This is a genomic window from Vibrio eleionomae (genome assembly GCF_009874545.1).
Classification (GTDB): Bacteria; Pseudomonadota; Gammaproteobacteria; order Enterobacterales; family Vibrionaceae; genus Vibrio; species Vibrio nitrifigilis.
In genome coordinates, this window is the sequence record NZ_WEKT01000033.1 from 14,553 (window position 1) to 30,718 (window position 16,166).

The window sequence follows — 16,166 nt, forward strand, 5'->3', positions numbered from 1 at the left end:
CTTAACTCCTTTACTAGACCATCCATTACGCAAACTATAGGAAAAAAAGTAAACACGTGGGAAGTTAACTTGATGTAAAGAATTGGACATTGCTTACATTTATTGATGATTGTCCAATTTATTTTCAATCTTCATCTAAGGTATTTAATGGTGAGATATCGCTGTGAAGACACAGTGGAATTACCATTATGCTAACAATAAGCACCTTGAGGTTGTTTGGGTATAGTATAGAATGACGGTTTTATTTTATTGAAAAGATTAGGAACGATCGGCAATGGCTGAATACGTATATACCATGTCTCGGGTGAGCAAAATTGTGCCGCCTAAGCGTCAAATACTAAAAGACATTTCGTTGAGCTTTTTCCCGGGCGCTAAAATCGGTGTTTTAGGTCTAAATGGTGCGGGTAAATCAACTTTATTACGCATCATGGCAGGTATTGATAAAGATTATGATGGTGAGGCTCGTCCGCAACCCGGTCTAAATGTAGGTTATCTACCTCAAGAACCTGTACTAGATGAGAGCAAAACAGTTCGCGAAATCGTTGAAGAAGCAGTGGCCGATGTGGCTGGAGCACTAACTCGCCTTGATGAAGTTTATGCCGCATACGCAGAGCCAGATGCCGATTTTGATGCTCTTGCTAAAGAACAAGGCGAACTAGAAGCACTTATTCAAGCCAAAGACGGTCATAATCTTGAAAATTCATTGGAACGCGCAGCAGACGCTCTACGTCTTCCTGAGTGGGACCAAAAAATTCAACACCTTTCTGGTGGTGAACGTCGCCGTGTAGCCATCTGTCGCTTACTGCTCGAAAAGCCAGACATGTTGTTACTTGATGAACCAACCAACCACCTTGATGCCGAATCTGTTGCTTGGCTGGAACACTTCCTTGTTGACTATTCTGGTACCGTTGTGGCGATCACCCACGACCGTTATTTCCTTGATAACGCAGCTGGATGGATTTTAGAGCTTGACCGTGGTGAAGGTATTCCATGGGAAGGTAACTACAGCTCTTGGCTTGAACAGAAAGACGCTCGTTTGAAGCATGAGGCCGCTCAAGAGAAAGCTCGTCAAAAAACCATTGAGAAAGAACTGGAATGGGTTCGTCAAAACCCTAAAGGTCGTCAGGCAAAATCAAAAGCACGTATGGCGCGCTTTGAAGAATTGCAAAACACAGATCACCAAAAACGTAACGAAACCAACGAACTCTTTATTCCACCAGGTGAACGCTTAGGTGATAAAGTACTCGAGGTGAATAACCTCACTAAATCATTTGATGGCCGCGTTCTTATCGATGATCTTTCATTCAGTATGCCTAAAGGTGCCATTGTCGGTATCGTCGGTGCCAACGGTGCAGGTAAATCGACGCTGTTCAAAATGCTGAGTGGCGTAGAACAACCAGATTCAGGTTCTATCGAATTGGGTGATACTGTGAAACTGGCATCAGTTGATCAGTTCCGCGATAGCATGGACGATAAGAAAACCGTTTTCCAAGAAATTTCTGAAGGAAACGACATCATCCGTATCAACAATTACGAAGTTCAAGCGCGCGCTTACTGTTCTCGCTTCAATTTTAAAGGTGTCGACCAACAAAAAATCATCGGTGAACTATCTGGTGGTGAACGCAACCGTGTGCATTTAGCAAAATTGCTGAAAGCAGGTGGTAACGTATTACTACTCGACGAACCAACCAACGATCTTGATGTAGAAACGCTACGTGCACTAGAAGAAGCGTTACTTGAGTTCCCTGGTTGTGCCATGGTTATCTCGCATGACCGCTGGTTCTTAGACCGTATTGCTACTCACATCATCGATTACCGTGATGAAGGCAAAGTTAACTTCTATGAAGGTAACTACACTGAGTATATGGAATGGCTAAAAGCCACTGAGGGCGCTCAAGCAGCTGAGCCTCATCGTATTAAATACAAACGTATTACCAAGTAATATTATGAAATAAAGATAGGCTGCATATTTATTGCAGCCTTTTTTATATCGGGAAAATACCTAACCGAAGACATGTAAATAAGACCTTCTATTTGCAATAACTTTGCTATGCTTAGGTGAGTAGATTTGTATCTTTCGATAAAAAGCTTAAGTTAGAGGATAGAATCTTGATGGAAAGACGTCGCTTTCTACGTGTAATTTATCAAGCCCCAGTGACTTTAAAACAAGGCGATCTTACTTTCCCAGCAATGGTAAGAGATATTTCCTTACACGGCATGTTGGTGCATTGTGAGGCTCCACAATCACTATCGACAGACACTGTAATAGAAGTATCATTACAGCTCCCGGACAGTGATGTTGAGATTAATCTTATTGCTAACATTGTCGATTTAAAAGCTAATATATTACGTTTAAAAGTCGATCATATTGATTTAGAAAGCCTTGCTCACCTGAAAAGGTTAGTCGAACTTAATATGGGAAATGACGATATGTTACATCGCGACCTCGACCATTTAATGGACCAAGATAGCTAAAAGATGCAATAAAAAACGCTGCTCAAAGCAGCGTTTTTTATGAATTGTTCCATTAACCTCGATGAATCGCATCGTGGGCCTGTTTCAATAAATTCTGACTTTCACGCATAAACTGTTCAGAGTAATCACCAAACCACTCACTGACTTTGCCAAAATTATCGATAAACCCTTGCTTGTCACCACGCTTAATCAGTTCAACCGACTCAGTAAAACTCTTATGAAAACGTTCTATCATATCCACGTTCTCTTGAGAGGAAAGAATAATATCTCCATATAAATTAGGATCTTGTGCAAACAAGCGCCCAACCATAGCAATCTCAAGACGATAAATAGGTGAACTTAATTGCAGTAATTGAGCCATATTCGGTTTCACTTTGGATAAATGAACACCGTAAGCAAACGTCGTAAAGTGGCGCAGCGCTTGAATCATAGTCATCCCATGATCATGATCTTCTGCGGCAATGTTACAAATACTAGCGCCCCAAATACCCAACTGTTCAAGCAGCCATTGATAATGCTCTGCCCCACGGCCATCACAACAAACGACCACCTGTTTAGCTAAACTTGGGACGTCTGGTCCAAACATAGGATGCAATCCGACCACTGGACCTTCATGCACATCGAGCATCGCTTTTAGTGGCTTAGACTTAATCGACGTAAAATCAGCAAGAATACAGTCTTTGGGAAGTTTGTTTAGTTTACCTATCACCTCTAAGGTTAGGTGAATTGGCACGGTCACAATCACTAACCCAGCATCGTGCAAAATTTCATCGGCTTGGCTCCAGTCATCTTTTTCGATCACTTTCACCTCATAACCAGACAAACGGAACATTCGCCCAAATAACGTTCCAAGTTGTCCTCGACCACCAATTAAAACAACTGAACGCAGCTCAGGTTTTAAACATTTAAAACCTGAATCTTTTTCACTTGAGTAAGATTCACGCATTGTACGGCGTAAAATGTCTTCAATTAATTGTGGTGGAACACCTTGGCGATCCGCTTCTTCACGGCGAGAAGCTAACATGGCCGCTTCACGGTCCGGTGCATAAATAGGTAAACCATGCTGACTTTTAACCACTCCAACCTGTTCAACTAATGCTAAACGGCGAGAGAGCAATTCAACCATCTGTTTATCTACTGCATCAATTTGATCGCGTAATGCACGTAACTGTTCGGCCATGTTTTCTACTTCCTTAACTATTCTTTAGTCGATCTTCTAATACTGGTGTTAGGTCACGATGTGCTGAACGTAATAGCTCTTCAGTTGTATTCCAATTAATACACGCATCAGTAATAGAAACACCATATTCCATATCTTCTAGAGAAAGATCTGCAGATTGACTACCTTCATTAATATGACTTTCAATCATCAAACCAATAATAGAAGTATTACCTTGACGAATTTGTTTGAATGCATCATTCGCCACTAAAGGTTGACGACGGTAATCTTTACGTGAATTTGAATGACTACAGTCAATCATTAATGACGGTTCCAAACCTGAATCGCGCATCTCCTGTTCACACTCAGCCACAGACACTGAATCGTAATTGGTCTGTTTACCACCACGTAAAATCACATGACCATTATGGTTACCACGAGTAGTCAATAACGCAACTTGCCCCTCGCGGCTAATGCCCATGAAACGGTGACTAGAAGCAGCAGCTTGCATCGCATTAATGGCTGTAGATAAGCTACCATCAGTACCATTTTTGAAACCAATTGGCATGGATAAACCACTCGCCATTTCACGGTGAGTTTGTGATTCAGTAGTACGAGCGCCAATCGCAGCCCAACTGAAGGTATCTGACAAATATTGAGGACTGATTGGGTCAAGTGCTTCTGTTGCCAGCGGGATTTCCATTTCGGCTAAATCAACCAATAACTGACGACCAATATGCAGACCTTGTTCAATATCAAAGGTCCCATCTAAACGAGGATCGTTAATTAATCCTTTCCAACCTACTGTGGTACGTGGTTTTTCAAAGTAAACCCGCATCACTAAGTAAATTTGATCTTTCAATTCTTCCGATAGAGCTTTCAGGCGACGAGCGTAATCTTTAGCGGCTTCAATATCATGGATTGAACATGGACCACAAACCACTAATAAGCGGTGATCTTTCTTATGAATGATGTCTGCAATCTCTTGGCGAGATTGACGGATAAAACGTCGCGCCTTATCACTCAATGGAATTTTCGCTTTTAGTACGTCTGGAGTGATCAATATCTCTTCATCAACGATATGGATATCACTTAAATCACTTTTTTTCATCTCGATACCTGTAATATTTTTTTTACACTCAGTTGTAAACATTAGTTCCTCAAACTCTATAGGCAAACAAATTATCAGTCTTTTAAAACATTGCAAGTGTAAATAACAAAAAACATATGGTGTACAAAATTATTTACATTTAATTTTTACTGCTATCTGTTAAAAATGGTGCTCTTTTAATATTTTCTCTTCCGTAAGTTATTTACAATAAGCACTCTTATTAATAAGGACTCGATCTATCTTATGGAGTTAATACTCTCTTTAATGCAGCAGATGTGTGTGTATCTAGTTTTAGCATACATGCTGAGTAAAACTCCTATTTTTCTTCCTCTTCTCAATATTTCCTATCGAAGAGGCCATAGATTCTGCCTTTACATCCTATTTTCCTTATTTTGTATCACTGGAACGTACTTTGGTCTACAGATAGATGATGCAATTGCTAATACACGTGCGATTGGTGCCATTATGGGAGGGCTATTTGGTGGACCTTTACTCGGTTTTACCGTTGGTTTTACTGGGGGCATTCATCGTTACATGCAAGGTGGGTTTACTGATGTCGCATGTGCAGTTTCAACCACGGTTGAAGGTATCATTGGCGGAGTGTTTCATTCCTACTTTATTTATCGTAATAAATCTGAAAAATTATTTAGCCCGGTGATCGTATTTGTCATCACACTTGTGGCAGAAATCGCTCAAATGGCAATCATTCTATTACTTGCCCCTCCTTTCGATGAAGCATTTCATTTAGTACAAAAAATTGCCGCCCCAATGATCATCACGAATTCGATTGGTGCCGCGCTCTTTATGAGTATTTTAGTTGACCGTAAAACCATTTTCGAAGAGTACTCGGCCGCCTTCTCAAGACGAGCACTGAACGTAGCTGAACGTTCAGTTGGAATCCTATCTGAAGGATTCACCCCAGATAACGCTAAAAAGATTGCACGAATTGTTTATGAGCAAACGAACGTAGGTGCCGTCGCTATCACCGATACACAAGAAATTCTTGCGTTCATTGGTATCGGTGATGATCACCATATTCCAGGCAGACCTATTTCTTCTTCAAGTACAACAGAAGCCATTAAAATGAATCGAATTATTTATTTAGATGGTAAAGAACACCCTTACCAGTGTTCGATTCGTTCAGACTGTAAACTTGGATCTGCGCTAATTATTCCTTTACGTGCTGGTGATCGTGTCATTGGCACCATAAAGATGTACGAACCGCGCCGTAAGCTTTTCTCAACAATCAATATGTCAATGGCGCAAGGCATTGCACAACTCCTATCGAGTCAGATTTTGTATGGTGAGTACCAACAAAAACAGATGTTGTTGTCTCGTGCTGAGATAAAATTACTGCAAGCTCAAGTTAATCCTCATTTTTTGTTTAATGCGTTAAATACCATTAGTGCTGTTATTCGTCGTCAGCCAGATACAGCTCGAGAACTCATTCAGCAATTGTCTCACTTCTTCAGAAGTAATCTTAAACAAAACGTTGAATCGGTTTCTTTACGTGAGGAGTTAGACCATGTGCGTTCTTATTTAGCGATAGAGCAAGCCCGCTTTGCTGACCGATTGAGTGTAGACATTGATATTGATGCATCGGTATTAGACCGGAAGCTCCCCACGTTTACTTTACAGCCATTAGTTGAGAACGCGGTAAAACACGGCATATCAAACTTACTTGAAGGGGGACATATTCGGATATATAGCCAACCCCATGATGAAGGCACAAGGATCATCGTTGAAGATAATGCCGGTAGTTTTGATGATAGCCACAAAGAACTCAAGGCTGCACATAGCGGGCTTGGAATACAAATTGTGGATAAGCGTCTGACCAACCAGTTTGGCCCAGTTGCTCATTTACAACCTTTTGTAAATCCAGGATATTACACCCAAATGAGTTTTATCATTCCTCATGTAGGACAACCTCACAATGAATGACAAATTTTCTGCTCTAATCATTGATGATGAGCACTTTGCACGTGAAGAACTTATCGACCTACTACAAGAAAGCCACGATATTGAGGTAATAGGTGAAGCAACTAATGCGATTGAAGGGTTAAAAAAAATCCACCAGCTAAAGCCTGATGTCGTATTTTTAGATATTCAAATGCCAATGGTGACAGGGATTGACCTGATCGCAATGCTTGACCCTGAAGTCATGCCCAAGATTATTTTTGTTACCGCGTACGATCAATATGCTGTACAAGCTTTTGATGATAATGCCTTTGATTATCTCCTCAAACCTATCGATCCCAAACGCTTGAATAAAACACTTCATCGACTTCAGGAAACGCGTCACACTCAGCCTAACTATCAAACTATCACACCACAATATATTGAACAGATTCCATGCATAGGTCATCAAAGAATTATGTTGGTCAATATCGCAGAGGTCGAATTTGCTTGCAGTGAAGTCGGTGGTGTAAAAATCCAAACCATGGATCAAAAATTGACAACTCAACTCACGTTGAAGGTATTAGAAGAGAAGACACCGCTTATGCGCTGCCATCGGCAATACCTTATTCACTTAAAAGCCATTAAAGAAATTAAACTGATTGATAACGGTCTGGCAGAAATCGTCACCCATTCCCACCACACCGTTCCAGTAAGCCGCCGATACTTCAAAGAACTCAAAGAAAGGCTCGGCTTTTGAAGAGACTATTGCTCACAATACGGTGCTAAGGCGGCGGTAGCCGCTTTCCAGAGCGTTGTATGAACCAAATCAGAGTAGCGTATCGATTGTGTTTTTCTTAAGCGCATTGCTTTATCTACTTCGGTGATTGGCAAGTGGTCGAGAACTTCTACTGCAGAATTACGATTGTTGCACATCAGTAACATATCACATCCCGCTTCGAGCGCCTGCTGTGATCTATCAGTGGGCCCGCCCATGATCGCAGCCCCTTCCATGCTCAAATCATCAGAAAAAACCACACCTCTAAAGTTCAGCTCTCGGCGTAATACATCTTGTAACCAATACTTTGAACCACTTGCAGGCTGTGAATCATAAGCGGGATAAATGACATGGGCCGGCATCATCGCATCTAATAGTTCATGTTCAATCTGATGACGGAATATTTCCATATCCGCCATAATAGAATCACGGTGATCGTAGGGTGTTTCTAGGTGAGAATCAGCCACAACACCACCATGGCCAGGAAAATGTTTCCCAGTAGTAGCCATTCCCGCACTTTTCATCCCGCGCATAAATGCTGAACTATGCGCAATAATCGTTTTAACATCTTCACCAAATGCACGATTCCCAATAGCGCGGCACTCATAGCCTTTATCTAGTACAGGAGCAAAACTAAGATCAATATCGTGAGCCACTAACTCTGCTGCCATCAACCAACCACCGAGTTCGGCAAGCTTTTCTCCTTCCGGTACTGAATGGTACAAGGCAGCAGGAGGTAAGCGAGAGAATCCTTCTTTAAATCGCTGTACACGTCCACCCTCTTGGTCTACACCAATGAGTATTGGACGTTTTGCCGCTTTACGAATACTCTCGTTTAACGCCAATAGCTGGCCACGATCATGATAGTTACGCGAAAAAAGTATCACGCCACCTACAGTAGGATGAGCGAGCATTTCACGCTCTTCCGCATCCAATTCAAAGCCAGTAACATCGAGCCATAACGGACCCATAATTGCTCCTTGGTGATCTGAGAAATATTTAACACTCAGGAAGATTATTTAGTTTGTTTTTCAATTACAATGCCTTGGTAAAGGTTATAACGAAGGGATGACATAATCATGCAGCGCGAACTCTATATCGGCCTCATGTCAGGAACCAGTCTTGATGGCATTGATGTTGCCATCACCGCCATTGACTCAAAGGCAATCTCGTTAGTTGCCAGCGATTGTTTGCCTATCCCTGAAACCTTAAAAGCCGGGTTACTCAGTATCGCCCTAAATGAACCCTCTACCATTGCAAATATAGGCATGTTAGATCATCAATTAGGCCTGCTATACAGTAATGCTGTTATGCACATTCTCAAGCTAGCGAACCTAACACCAAAAGACATTACTGCCATTGGCTGTCACGGGCAAACAGTATTTCATCAGCCGCTAGGGCCACACCGTTTTACCGTTCAATTAGGTGATGCGAATCTCATCGCAGCCCAAACTGGTATTACTACTGTCGCTGACTTTAGACGCAAAGATATGGCATTGGGCGGACAAGGTGCGCCGTTAGTTCCTGCATTTCATCAACATTTATTTGGTCAAAATCACTCCAACGTTGTGATTCTTAATATAGGTGGAATCGCCAATATTTCCATTTTGGAAACAACAGGACATGCACTTGGTTTTGATACAGGGCCAGGCAATATGCTTATGGATGCTTGGTGCCTAAAGCATCATAACCACCCTTTTGATCAAGACGCTAAATGGGCTCAGCAGGGTCAAATTATTCCTGAATTATTACAGCGCCTTATGCAAGACAAATATTTCGCGTTACCCTCACCCAAAAGCACAGGGCGTGAATACTTCCATCTAGGTTGGCTAGAACAGCATATGGGACTAGAGAGTTACTCACCAGTTGATGTACAACGAACACTATGTGAATTAACTGCATTAACGGTTGCAGAGCAAATTCAGCCGCATCAATCAGGAGATCACCCTTCTGTTTATGTTTGTGGTGGAGGCGCTCAAAACCCATTATTAATGGAACGACTAGCGCAATTGCTACCCAATTGGCACATAACAACAACCAGTCAACAAGGCGTAGATAGTGATGCCATGGAGGCAATGGCCTTCGCTTGGTTAGCAGAGAGAAGAATTCATAACCAACCAAGCAATCTACCCAGTGTCACTGGCGCTTGTCGCCCAGCCTCATTGGGCGTAATTTATTACCCAGATTGAAAAAGACAAGGACACTTATGACTAATGATGCGCTGCTGACAGCACTCTCCCATTTAGTATCAGAAAAACGTAATCCTGACACTATGGATATTGATCTGCTTAGCTCACAAGAAATCGTATCTCGCCTCAACCAACAAGATAAACTCGTACCGTTAGCCGTTGAGAAAGTGTTACCTCAAATTGCTCAAGGTGTCGATGCCATTACCGAAGCATTTAAACAAGGTGGCCGCCTGATTTATCTTGGAGCTGGTACGAGTGGGCGTTTAGGCGTTCTCGATGCTGTAGAATGTCCTCCGACATTTAGCGTTAGTGATGAAATGGTTGTGGGGTTAATTGCTGGCGGCAAAGAAGCCATGTTTAAAGCTCAAGAAGGTGCTGAAGATTCAGCCGTCTTGGGGGAAACAGAGTTAAAAAATATCAACTTCAATGCGAATGATATTTTAGTGGGAATCGCAGCGAGTGGTCGCACACCCTATGTAATTGGTGCAATAGATTATGCAAAACGAATTGGCGCAACAACTATCGCTTTATCGTGTAACCCCAACTCGCCTATCGCCGATATTGCCCATATTGCAATTTCTCCAGTGGTAGGCCCAGAAGCTTTAACCGGTTCAACACGATTGAAATCTGGTACCGCGCAGAAGCTCGTACTTAATATGCTAACAACAGCAAGTATGATCCGCTTGGGTAAGAGTTATCAGAACTTAATGGTTGATGTAAAAGCAACCAATAAAAAACTTGTCGCAAGAGCAATACGTATCGTTATGCAGGCTACCGACTGTTCAAGAACTGAAGCAGAAAACCTTTTAGAACAGAGCCATAATAACGCAAAAGCAGCCATACTAATGCACCTAACGGGCATCAGTTATGCTGAAGCAGAAGAAAAATTGCACGACTCAGATGGTTTTCTTCGCCGTGCAATCGAACCGGATGAGATTGAGTGAATCATGAACGAAAGCCTTAATCAGGCTTTCGTTTTACTCATTATTTATTTACCACCATGACCATCATCATTGCTGTTACCACCATTATTGCTTCCTTTTGGTAACGTCATTAATGACACTACGGTATCTCCCGTCACAGGAGCAAACGTAGGAATGTCATAACACATCTTGATTCGGCCTTTCCCATTAACCAAAAATAGCGGCAAAAAGTAACGATCTTTATGTTTCTGCAGATAATCTTGATAGGTGAATTCATCGCTAATGCGAGTGTGTTTAATTTCAGCGCCTTGGTTCACCAAACTCGCTAATTTCTTGTAACTTACATCACCACCCAAGAAAGGTAACCCATGATATTCTTGCGCCACATTGTGCTTATCATTAGGGTCCGATTTTACTTTATCATGTAAGCAAAATACCCGTTCTTCACCAAAATCCTGCAAAAACTGCATACAAGCCATTGCGTTAAAATGCTTATCCGCTGTTATAGCCACTACGTGACCAATACCAATTAAATTCAAGTAGTTATCAGCATGGCTCGAGATAGGATTTCCATAGTAATGCTCTAAGCCCATCATGCGAGCTTGACGAATATAATCCCAGTTAGAATCAGTCACAACGACTCGGCAATCATATTTCCGAATAGCATCAGCGACTAAGCGCCCTACATCGTTTGCACCAATAATCAAAAAGCCTTTTGGTGCTGGTTCAGCCACTTTTAACCACAAAGCAAATGGTCTAGCCGTTGCACTTTGTAATACAACGGTACCAATAATCACCATAAACGTTAGCGGCACTAACATTTTCGCCCCAGGAACACCAAGGTTAACCAATTTAATCGCAAACAGTGATGAAATAGAGGCAGCAACAATGCCTCGAGGAGCTACCCAAGAGAGGAACACTTTTTCATTGAGTGACAATTTACTGCCAATCGTGGTCAAAAAGATCGATACTGGACGAGAAATAAGCTGCATAAATACAAACATACCCGCAGCGCCCCAGCCAAAGACGAGGAAATCATCGGGATCAATACGTGCCGCCAGTAAAATGAAAAGCCCCGAAATAAGCAATACCGTCAGGTGCTCTTTAAAGTGCAGAATATGACGAATGTTGACACCCTTTGCGTTTGCCAACCACATCCCCATCACCGTAACAGTCAATAATCCAGACTCAGACTCAATCGCATTAGAAATAGCAAAAACGCCTAATACAATACTCAGTACAGCAAATGGCTGAAGGTATTCGGGAATCATACGGCGTCGCAACGCAAACGCGACGAATGCACCGGAAATAGCGCCGATGATCAACCCAACTGCCAATATCATCGCTAAAACATGAAGGCTATGAGCTTCACTGCTTGAGACTAAGAACTCGTAAACCATGACGACAAACAAAGCGCCCAATGGATCGATGAGGATGCCTTCCCAACGCAAAAAATTAGATAACCTTGCATTGGGTCTGACCGTTCTCAGCAAAGGAACGATAACCGTTGGCCCAGTGACGACCGTTAAGCTTCCGAATAAGAATGCAAGAGTCCAATCTAAACCAATAAAATAGTGTGTTGCTGCGCTGGTCAACACCCAAGAGATCAATGCTCCAACAGTGACAATTGTCCACACTGTATGGCTTACACCGCGTATCTCTTTAAAGTTGAGCGTTAAACTCCCTTCAAACAGGATGACAGCAACCGCTAGTGAAATTAGAGGGAAAAGCAGATCCCCCAATAATGTTTGAGGGTTGAGAATACCCGCTACAGGGCCGACAATAATGCCTGCGAGTAGTAGAAATAAGATAGCAGGTAAACGTAAGCGCCATGCCAACCACTGACAAGCCAAACCAACCACGCCAATACCTGCAACCGACAATGCAATCATCTCTCCGTGCATCATCACTCCTTTAAAAACTGTTGTTTAACTTATTGATTATAGTCGCGCCAACCACGCTGCCACTCCATTCTAAATTTTTGACCACTTTTTAAATGATCACACACTCCCATATATTCCTGACCATTCAAACCTATTTGATAAGCCACATTAGGGTTACAGTACTCAAGGATGCCTTCTTCATAACCTTGGTCATATTCAGCTTGATTCGCTGCACCTAGCTTGCTTAAAGCTCGATATGAGCGCTCGGTGTGCCCTTTTACACCATCTTGATAACCTATCTGATGCCAATTTCCATCCGCGGCCAATTGCGTCTCACTAGACACACAACCCGCTAATAACACAACTAACACGCTCAATAGTTTCTTCATACCGAACCTTTTTCTTCTTGGTAACGCAATATCTTACCATCTCGTTTTTCTGTTTAGGAAAACTTACATTGCAATAGTGTATCGTTTTATGACAAACACCACCGTTACAACCATTCAATGGGCTGAAAAACCGTTTAAATGACTATTCGACCACTCACATTAAAATCAAATGTAACCTTTATTTAACAGTTTTAAAATCAACTCTGTACCAATCTAATAAAACAAAAGGTCTTACTATGTTGTGGTTTCTTACCTGTGTAGCAGCTTTGATTGCCGGCTACTTTATCTATGGCGCCTTTGTAGAAAAAGTATTTGGCATCAACGAAAAACGTTTAACACCAGCCCATACCAAAGCTGACGGTGTTGATTATGTTCCGATGTCGACTCCTAAAGTATACTTGGTTCAATTACTGAATATTGCGGGTGTAGGTCCGATTTTCGGCCCTATTATGGGCGCACTGTATGGCCCAGCGGCAATGTTATGGATTGTCATTGGCTGTATCTTCGCGGGAGCAGTACATGATTATTTCTCAGGCATGCTGTCTGTTCGTAATGACGGAGCCTCTGTACCCAGCATTACAGGTAAATATTTAGGTAATGGCGCCAAACATTTCATGAACATTTTTGCCATTGTCTTATTGCTGCTTGTCGGCGTGGTTTTTGTTTCAGCACCAGCCGGTATGATCACAAACCTGATCAATGAACAAACTGGATTTCATGTTAGTATGACCTCAATGGTCATCGTGATATTTGCCTATTATATTTTGGCGACTATTGTCCCAGTCGATAAAATTATTGGCCGTTTTTATCCACTATTTGGTGCCCTATTAATCTTCATGTCGGTTGGGTTGATTGGTGCCATTGCGGTATCAGATCAGCACCAAATTCTAGCTGGCTTCCAAGTCAGTGACATGTTCCATAACCTTAACCCTCACGATATGCCATTGTGGCCAGCGCTATTTATCACTATCGCTTGTGGTGCTATTTCAGGCTTCCATGCCACTCAATCGCCTTTGATGGCTCGGTGTATGGAAAACGAGAAGAATGGTCGCTTTGTTTTCTTCGGTGCCATGATAGGCGAAGGAATCATTGCGTTAATCTGGTGTGCAGTGGCGCTATCATTCTTCGGCTCATTAGACAATTTATCCGATGCTGTGCGACACGGTGGGCCTGGTAATGTTGTTTACTCAGCTTCATTTGGTTTACTTGGGGTATTTGGTGGTGTGCTGGCCTTCTTAGGTGTGGTTATTCTGCCGATCACATCGGGTGACACCGCATTCCGCTCCAGTCGTCTCATCTTGGCTGAATACTTCAATATGGAGCAAAAGACACTGCGCAATCGTCTTTTGATGGCTGTGCCACTATTTATTATCGGTGGGATCCTGACTCAAGTCGATTTCGGCATTATCTGGCGTTACTTCGGTTTTGCGAACCAAACAACAGCGGTAATGATGCTCTGGACTGCGTCAGCTTATTTGCTCAAACACAATAAGCTTCACTGGATCTGCACCATTCCAGCAGTATTTATGACCGCCGTGTGTATCACATTTATTTTAAATAACCATACTCTAGGCTTTGGTATGCCAATGACGATTTCTACACTAATTGGTACTGGGTTATCTTTAGTCGCGATGGTGTATGTGATGGTCACTTCAAAATCTAAAGCCAATTCTGATGAATTGAACGCTTCAGAATCTAAACACGCGTAATGTATACCCAAGTAACCTTGTTTAGAAAAGCAAGAGGGCGTCACTTTGTGACGTCCTCTTTAGTCTTTAACTCAAGGTTAATCAACTTGCTTTATTTGCAGCTCTTTAGGCACTTCAAAGAACATATTTTCTTCACGGCCTAATACATTTTCTACAGCTGTAGCACCGTAAGCCTTAATACGATCAAGAATTTGATCCACTAATTCTTCTGGTGCTGAGGCCCCAGCTGTCACACCAACCAGTTGCGCACTATCAAACCAATGCTGTTCCATATCTTCAGGACAATCAGTGAGATATCCAGGGGTGCCTAACTTTTCTGATAACTCTTTTAGACGCGTGGAATTTGATGAGTTCTTCGAACCAACCACTATCATGACATCAACCTGAGACGCCAACGCACGTACCGCATCCTGACGGTTTTGGGTCGCATAACAAATATCATCTTTACGCGGCCCCTGAATTTTAGGAAAGACTACGCGTAATCGATCAATAACGTCTGCGGTTTCATCTACAGATAGAGTCGTTTGACTCACATAATGAAGATTATCTGGGTGCTTCACCTTTTTCTGTAATGCATCCACATCCGCAGGGTTCTCTACAAGGTACATTCCACCTTCATCGCTGGTGTACTGCCCCATCGTACCTTCCACCTCAGGGTGACCAGCATGACCAATCAATACGACTTCCATATGCTTACGACTCGCACGAGCCACTTCCATATGAACTTTAGTCACGAGTGGACAGGTTGCATCGAACACGGTTAAATCACGTTCTTTTGCTTCCTGACGCACGGCTTGCGATACTCCATGAGCGGAAAAAATCACAATATTATCGTCTGGAACTTCATGTAATTCTTCCACGAAGATAGCGCCACGTTGTTTTAAGCCTTCCACCACAAAACGGTTGTGAACCACTTCATGACGAACATAAATAGGTGGCTCATAGATTTCTAAAGCGCGTTCAACAATGCTGATGGCACGATCAACACCCGCACAAAATCCGCGTGGGTTTGCTAACAGTATTTTCATTTCTTTGCTCATGGTTATATTTTGGCTGGTATTCTACGGTAAGTTACTCAACAGATAAAATTTCTACATCGAAGATAACATCTTGCCCAGCAAGTGGATGATTGAAATCCACCGTAACAGAATCACCCGCAATTTCAGTAATGATGCCCGGAATCTCATGACCATCGGGGCCACTAAAAGCCATAATGGTGCCAATCTCAACTTGCGCTTCACCGACAAACTTAGCTCTATCCATATATTGAATATTATCTGGGTTAGGTTGACCAAATGCATCAGCTGCTTTGAGCTCAACCGCTTTTGTTTCCCCAGCTTTCATCCCTATCAGATGACGTTCAAAATTATCACTGATATTGCCATCGCCAATGACAAATTGGGCCGGTTTTCCCATGTTATGGGTGCTATCAGCTATCGAACCATCTTTTAACTTAATAGTGAAATGTAGGGTGACTACAGAATGCTCAGTTATCGCTGTCACGAGAAATGTCCTTGCGTTATGCGGAGTGTATACCGCCTATGTTTACCAAAATACCAATTGTAGTACAGAGTATTATCAAATAAACAAAACAGAGGCGACGTATCACTTCTAACAAAAAGCGCCATCCGAATCAACGGACAGCGCTTGTGGT

The 16,166-nt window shown here is 42.4% G+C and carries 14 protein-coding genes; 7 read left to right on the forward strand and 7 right to left on the reverse strand.

The genetic code is table 11. From position 1 onward, the window contains the following. The first annotated feature begins 274 nt into the window (after nt 1–274). Nucleotides 275–1,942, forward strand: coding sequence for an energy-dependent translational throttle protein EttA (ettA, locus tag F9817_RS15625; protein WP_161157100.1), 1,668 nt, complete (start codon nt 275–277; stop codon nt 1,940–1,942). A 170-nt stretch (nt 1,943–2,112) separates the two neighbouring features. After that, nucleotides 2,113–2,475: a PilZ domain-containing protein gene (locus F9817_RS15630; RefSeq protein WP_329604794.1), complete on the forward strand. Its 363-nt coding sequence runs from the start codon at nt 2,113–2,115 to the stop codon at nt 2,473–2,475. Nucleotides 2,476–2,527: 52 nt separating this feature from the next. On the opposite strand, the gene tyrA is transcribed toward F9817_RS15630, so the two are convergent. Together tyrA and F9817_RS15640 are read right to left on the reverse strand one after the other, a co-directional pair. Then, nucleotides 2,528–3,655 carry a bifunctional chorismate mutase/prephenate dehydrogenase gene (tyrA, locus tag F9817_RS15635; protein WP_161157102.1) on the reverse strand — a complete coding sequence of 376 codons (1,128 nt, stop codon included), beginning with the start codon at nt 3,653–3,655 and terminating at the stop codon, nt 2,528–2,530. A gap of 13 nt (nt 3,656–3,668) precedes the next feature. Beyond that, nucleotides 3,669–4,745 carry a 3-deoxy-7-phosphoheptulonate synthase gene (locus F9817_RS15640; protein ID WP_161157103.1) on the reverse strand — a complete coding sequence of 359 codons (1,077 nt, stop codon included), beginning with the start codon at nt 4,743–4,745 and terminating at the stop codon, nt 3,669–3,671. Nucleotides 4,746–4,988: 243 nt separating this feature from the next. Here F9817_RS15640 and F9817_RS15645 point away from each other — a divergent pair, with 243 nt between their 5' ends. Next, nucleotides 4,989–6,686: a sensor histidine kinase gene (locus F9817_RS15645; RefSeq protein WP_161157104.1), complete on the forward strand. Its 1,698-nt coding sequence runs from the start codon at nt 4,989–4,991 to the stop codon at nt 6,684–6,686. Further along, on the forward strand, nt 6,679–7,401 hold the full coding sequence (gene btsR / locus F9817_RS15650) for a two-component system response regulator BtsR (protein WP_161157105.1): 723 nt from the start codon (nt 6,679–6,681) through the stop codon (nt 7,399–7,401). The genes F9817_RS15645 and btsR overlap by 8 nt, the downstream gene beginning before the upstream one ends. A gap of 5 nt (nt 7,402–7,406) precedes the next feature. On the opposite strand, the gene nagZ is transcribed toward btsR, so the two are convergent. Next, nucleotides 7,407–8,390: a beta-N-acetylhexosaminidase gene (gene nagZ, locus F9817_RS15655; RefSeq protein ID WP_161157106.1), complete on the reverse strand. Its 984-nt coding sequence runs from the start codon at nt 8,388–8,390 to the stop codon at nt 7,407–7,409. A 105-nt stretch (nt 8,391–8,495) separates the two neighbouring features. Between nagZ and F9817_RS15660 the strand changes: the two genes are divergently transcribed. After that, on the forward strand, nt 8,496–9,608 hold the full coding sequence (locus F9817_RS15660; RefSeq protein WP_161157132.1) for an anhydro-N-acetylmuramic acid kinase: 1,113 nt from the start codon (nt 8,496–8,498) through the stop codon (nt 9,606–9,608). 17 nt (nt 9,609–9,625) lie between these two features. Further along, nucleotides 9,626–10,552, forward strand: a complete 927-nt coding sequence (gene murQ / locus F9817_RS15665; protein ID WP_161157107.1) for an N-acetylmuramic acid 6-phosphate etherase — start codon at nt 9,626–9,628, stop codon at nt 10,550–10,552. Nucleotides 10,553–10,596: 44 nt separating this feature from the next. Here murQ and F9817_RS15670 read toward each other — a convergent pair whose 3' ends face one another. Both F9817_RS15670 and F9817_RS15675 read right to left on the reverse strand, forming a co-directional pair. Beyond that, on the reverse strand, nt 10,597–12,435 hold the full coding sequence (locus tag F9817_RS15670; RefSeq protein WP_161157133.1) for a cation:proton antiporter: 1,839 nt from the start codon (nt 12,433–12,435) through the stop codon (nt 10,597–10,599). A 29-nt stretch (nt 12,436–12,464) separates the two neighbouring features. Beyond that, a complete protein-coding gene (locus F9817_RS15675) occupies nt 12,465–12,803 on the reverse strand; it encodes a DUF2799 domain-containing protein (RefSeq protein ID WP_161157108.1) in 339 nt (112 codons plus the stop codon). A 236-nt stretch (nt 12,804–13,039) separates the two neighbouring features. Here F9817_RS15675 and F9817_RS15680 point away from each other — a divergent pair, with 236 nt between their 5' ends. Further along, on the forward strand, nt 13,040–14,512 hold the full coding sequence (locus tag F9817_RS15680; protein WP_161157109.1) for a carbon starvation CstA family protein: 1,473 nt from the start codon (nt 13,040–13,042) through the stop codon (nt 14,510–14,512). Between the two features lie 77 nt (nt 14,513–14,589). Here F9817_RS15680 and ispH read toward each other — a convergent pair whose 3' ends face one another. Then, nucleotides 14,590–15,552, reverse strand: a complete 963-nt coding sequence (gene ispH, locus F9817_RS15685; protein WP_161157110.1) for a 4-hydroxy-3-methylbut-2-enyl diphosphate reductase — start codon at nt 15,550–15,552, stop codon at nt 14,590–14,592. Between the two features lie 31 nt (nt 15,553–15,583). Further along, nucleotides 15,584–16,015 carry an FKBP-type peptidyl-prolyl cis-trans isomerase gene (gene fkpB / locus F9817_RS15690; RefSeq protein ID WP_161157111.1) on the reverse strand — a complete coding sequence of 144 codons (432 nt, stop codon included), beginning with the start codon at nt 16,013–16,015 and terminating at the stop codon, nt 15,584–15,586. Nucleotides 16,016–16,166: the final 151 nt, after the last annotated feature.

Bases quoted from the DNA above. Each gene is read 5' to 3' on its own strand.
- btsR (WP_161157105.1), top strand. From the start codon at position 6,679: ATGAATGACAAATTTTCTGCTCTAATCATTGATGATGAGCACTTTGCA.
- F9817_RS15675 (WP_161157108.1), bottom strand. From the start codon at position 12,803: ATGAAGAAACTATTGAGCGTGTTAGTTGTGTTATTAGCGGGTTGTGTG.
- F9817_RS15680 (WP_161157109.1), top strand. From the start codon at position 13,040: ATGTTGTGGTTTCTTACCTGTGTAGCAGCTTTGATTGCCGGCTACTTT.
- F9817_RS15640 (WP_161157103.1), bottom strand. From the start codon at position 4,745: ATGAAAAAAAGTGATTTAAGTGATATCCATATCGTTGATGAAGAGATA.
- F9817_RS15645 (WP_161157104.1), top strand. From the start codon at position 4,989: ATGGAGTTAATACTCTCTTTAATGCAGCAGATGTGTGTGTATCTAGTT.
- nagZ (WP_161157106.1), bottom strand. From the start codon at position 8,390: ATGGGTCCGTTATGGCTCGATGTTACTGGCTTTGAATTGGATGCGGAA.
- ispH (WP_161157110.1), bottom strand. From the start codon at position 15,552: ATGAGCAAAGAAATGAAAATACTGTTAGCAAACCCACGCGGATTTTGT.
- F9817_RS15630 (WP_329604794.1), top strand. From the start codon at position 2,113: ATGGAAAGACGTCGCTTTCTACGTGTAATTTATCAAGCCCCAGTGACT.
- murQ (WP_161157107.1), top strand. From the start codon at position 9,626: ATGACTAATGATGCGCTGCTGACAGCACTCTCCCATTTAGTATCAGAA.
- tyrA (WP_161157102.1), bottom strand. From the start codon at position 3,655: ATGGCCGAACAGTTACGTGCATTACGCGATCAAATTGATGCAGTAGAT.
- ettA (WP_161157100.1), top strand. From the start codon at position 275: ATGGCTGAATACGTATATACCATGTCTCGGGTGAGCAAAATTGTGCCG.
- F9817_RS15670 (WP_161157133.1), bottom strand. From the start codon at position 12,435: ATGCACGGAGAGATGATTGCATTGTCGGTTGCAGGTATTGGCGTGGTT.